The organism is Candidatus Dormiibacterota bacterium, assembly GCA_035635555.1.
Lineage (GTDB): Bacteria > Acidobacteriota > Polarisedimenticolia > Gp22-AA2 > Gp22-AA2 > Gp22-AA3.
The window spans coordinates 1-3,441 of sequence record DASQAT010000005.1 but is presented as its reverse complement, the minus strand read 5'-3'; the positions used below and the strand labels follow the sequence as shown (position 1 = coordinate 3,441).

Genomic DNA, 3,441 nt, shown 5'->3' with positions numbered 1-3,441 from the left:
ACGAGATCGGTCTCGGACGCCTGGTACACCTCGACAAGGAGAACTTCATCGGACGCGCCCCCCTCGTCGAAGAGAGCAAGAGCGGGCCGAAGCGCCGCCTGGTAGGGCTCGAGGTCGACTGGACCGAGGTCGAGAAGCGCTACGAGGAGTTCGGGCTGACGCCGTCGGTGCCGTCGACGGCATCGCGGACGGCGGTCCCGGTGTACGCCGGCAGCGTCCAGGCCGGCAAGGCGACCTCGACGACCTGGTCGCCGCTGCTCAAGAAGATGATCGCCCTGGCGAGCCTCGCCTCCGAGCACGCCGCGAAGGGGACCACGCTCGACATGGAGATGACGATCGAGGCGGTGCGCCAGAAGGTCGGCGTGAAGGTGGTGGACCTGCCGTTCTTCAATCCACCGAGGAAGACGGCGACTCCGGTCTAGTCACCCGCTCGATCGCCCGCTCGATGTCGACGATCGAGCACGGCTTCGCCATCAGCTGAATGCCGGTCTCCCGCAGGAACTGCTGCGTGTCCTGGGTGGTCCCGCTCCCCGACATGAACACGATGCGCTTCGCCAGCGGGGGCCGCTTCGCGAGCACGGCCCGGTAGATGTCCAGGCCGGTGCCGCGCGGCATGTTCATGTCGGAGATGATCATATCGAGCTCGTCGCGCGCGATCTTGAGCAGCGCCTCCGGCACGTCCGCCGCCGTGTTGACCCGGTGGCCGCGCGAGGTCAAAAGGTCGACCATGAAGTCCGAAACGCTCGGCTCGTCGTCGACGACCAGGATGCTCAGTCTCCGGCCCGCCCCCGTCTCTCCCCCGGCGGGCTTCACCGGCTCGCCGACGGGAGCCGCCACGGGGAAGTCCAGAATGAAGGTGGTGCCCCGCCCCGGCTCGCTCTCGAACCGGATGCCGCCGCCGTGCTCCTGCATGATGCCGTAGCACATCGACAGCCCCAGACCGGTCCCTTTCCCTTCCTTCTTCGTCGTGAAGAACGGCTCGAAGATGTGTCGCTGCGCGTCGGGGCCGATCCCGGGACCCGTGTCCGTGATGCGCGCCTCGATGCGCCCCTCCGCGGCCCGCGTCTGGATCCTGATCCGGCCGTCCTTCCCCCGCTCGCTCATCGCCTGCTCGGAGTTGTTGAGGAGGTTGATCAGCACTTGCTGGACCTGGTGGAAATCGAGCATGGTCATCGGCAGGGCCGGGGCGAGGGCGGTCTCGACCTCGATGTGGTTGACGCGGAAGTGATACGCCTTGAGCTCGAGCGTTTTCTCGATGATGCCGTTCAGACCGAGGTGGCGCTTCTCGGGCGGGTGCTTGCGCGCGAACGTCAGGAGGTTCTTCACGATCCGGGCCATCCTCTCGGCCTCCGTGGAGACGGTCTCGAGGCGTCTCGTCACGTCGGTCGGGAGCTCGCGCGTCAGGAGGAGCTGCACGTACCCCATGACGGCGGCCAGCGGGTTGTTGAGCTCGTGCGCGACTCCGGCCACCAATTCGCCGAGTGCTGACAGCTTCTCCGCCTGGATGAGCTGCTGCTTCGCCCCGTCGAGGCGCTGCCGGGCCTGGCGCAGCGCCTCGTCCTGAGTCCTGACGCGCAGCGCCAGTCTCGAGGCGTAGTGGACCGCAGCGCCGCCCCCCGCCCCGGCAAGCAGCGCCAGGAGGATGCCGATCGTCCAGAACCCCGCCCGGCCCGAGCGGAGCCGATCGATCACCACCGCTTCGCGCGGCGTGACCTGCACCGCCCACTGGACCCCCGCGAGGTTGAAGGCGGTCACGATCGTCGGCCGGTCGTGCGGCGGCCCGGGTGTCTGCGAGGGGCCGGGGAGGAGGGACTTCCCCGAGCCCAGCACGGTCTCGTCGTAGCGGTCGGTGACAGCCGGCAGGTTGAGGTTTGAGAGGAAGTCGGCCCCCCGGAACGTGCCGACGACCTCCCCCTCGAAGCGACCGTTGCGGTAGATCGGAACCGCCAGGATGAACCCTCGGGCGCCGTCGAGCAGCGGCATGGGCGGTGAGAAGACCGGCTGCCTCGACTCCATCGCCTGGACGACCGCCTCGTAGCCGACGGGACTGATGCGCGTGTCGGTCCCGACCAGCGCCTCGTTCGGACCCGGAGGATAGATGGAGCGGATGCGGTGCGAGGGGTCGAGGCGGGAGATGCGGAGGCAGACGGGGATCTGCTTCAGCGTCTGCGCGGCGAAAGCGTGGAACTCGGTGTCGGTGACCTCGTCGCTGTTCTCGAAGAAATTCGCCATCTGCTGCAGGGCGACGACGTGCTTCTCGAGCGTGCTCCTGAGCCGTGTTGAGAACTGGTAGGCGACGACCTGGGTCTCGTTCGTGAGGTCCTGCTCGCGGGCGGCGCGCTCGGACGAGGAGAGCCAGGCCACGGCGATCAGGCAACAGGAGGCCGTCACGAAGCCTGTCAGGAGATACGTGAGGCGACGGCGCACTCCCTTCCCTCCAACCGGATGAAAGATAGGGTCGGGGGGATCGGTCAGCAACCGAGTACCGGATTCGTAATCGGCTCCGCGGGCGCGTGCTAGCATCGCGCGATGCAGACCGTTCTGCTGCCCGCGGGCTGGGAGCGCCACATGGCTCCGGCGGCCACGCTTCTCGACGGTCTCGGGACGCCATGGGTCTGGTGGGGCGCGGCGGTCCTGCTTCTGTTCGCCGGCTGCCTCCTGCTTCTGTCGCGTCCACGCCTGTCCGTCTCCCTCGCCGTCGCGGGGGGGCTGGCGCTCGGGATCGCCTCGAACGGGCTGGTCGACGACGCCTACATCCAGTTCCGCTACGCGACGAACCTGGCGGACGGCCACGGGGCGGTGTTCAACCCGGGCGAGCGCGTCGAAGGTGTGAGCGGAGGGTCCTGGGTCGCGGCGCTCGCCCTGGCGCGCACCGTCACGGGCGCGGACACCGCGCGGGCGGGACGCCTGCTGTCGCTGGTCTTGGCGGCCGCTGCGATCCTCGCCGCCGCGTCGTGCGGCCGCATGCTCGCCGGCGCCCGGGGGGCCGCGACCGCGGCGCTTCTGTGGGCCTCGCTGCCGACGCCCGCCCTCTATGCCGCCACCGGCCTGGAGACGGCGGCATTCACCCTCGCCCTGTGGGGGATGGGGGGCGCGGTCCTGGGAAAGAGGCCGCGGGCGGCCGGCGCCTTCGCGGCGCTCGCCGCGACGCTTCGCCCTGAAGGGATCGTGCTCTTGGTCGGAGCGCTGCCGTTCTGGCGGCGACTCGGCCGCGCCGGGCGCGCCCTCCTCGCGAGCGGTCTCGCGGCGTCCGCGCTGGTCGCCGGCGCCCGCTACCTTTATTACGGGCTGCCGGTGCCACGCTCGGCCGTGGTCAAAGGGATCACGGCCGCCGCGGGGATCCCGGCCGGTCTTGCCTATCTCGAGCAGGTCGCCTTCGAGTGGTGGCCTCTCCTTTTGATCCTGCCGTGGATCGCCTACAACACCCGGCGGCTTCTGCCC

Annotated in this window: 3 protein-coding genes; 2 read left to right on the top strand and 1 reads right to left on the bottom strand. The window is 69.6% G+C overall.

Features of this window, described 5'->3' with window-relative positions:
• Positions 1–422, top strand: a 422-nt coding sequence (locus tag VEW47_01705) for a glycine cleavage T C-terminal barrel domain-containing protein (GenBank protein ID HYS03883.1), incomplete at its 5' end; no start/stop codon positions are given.
• Here the strand turns inward: VEW47_01705 and VEW47_01700 are convergent.
• On the bottom strand, positions 388–2,427 hold the full coding sequence (locus VEW47_01700) for an ATP-binding protein (GenBank protein HYS03882.1): 2,040 nt from the start codon (positions 2,425–2,427) through the stop codon (positions 388–390). The genes VEW47_01705 and VEW47_01700 overlap by 35 nt on opposite strands.
• Positions 2,428–2,529: 102 nt before the next feature.
• Here VEW47_01700 and VEW47_01695 point away from each other — a divergent pair.
• A partial coding sequence (locus tag VEW47_01695) for a hypothetical protein (GenBank protein HYS03881.1) occupies positions 2,530–3,441 on the top strand: 912 nt, incomplete at its 3' end.